This window comes from Pseudomonas sp. Pseusp97 (genome assembly GCF_047304025.1).
Classification (GTDB): Bacteria; Pseudomonadota; Gammaproteobacteria; order Pseudomonadales; family Pseudomonadaceae; genus Pseudomonas.
On record NZ_JBGLYK010000600.1, the window covers coordinates 1 to 242 of the forward strand.

The 242-nt window shown below is 59.9% G+C and carries 1 protein-coding gene; it reads right to left on the minus strand.

From position 1 onward, the window contains the following. Positions 1-242: linear amide C-N hydrolase (locus ACCC94_RS30485; protein WP_413353270.1), on the minus strand; the 242-nt coding region annotated here is incomplete at both ends.

A 242-nucleotide genomic window follows, 5' to 3' on the forward strand; every position in this document is an offset into this window, starting at 1 on the left:
ATCCGCGACGGTGCGCCAACGGGTGGACGATATATTGGGCTCGCCGGGGGTAGTGATCCCGAACGGCACCGACGCGTTACGGATCACGCTAAAAACGCTGGCAAGTGCAATGGCAGGGTCTTCACTCTTAGGGATGGCGTTGACGTAGAACGAGGCGCGCGCGAACCGGTCAGCAGAGCGATTGGTGCCAGGCAGCCAGACGGTGCCTCCGATCTGTTTCCAGTATTCGTTCAGTGCAAGCT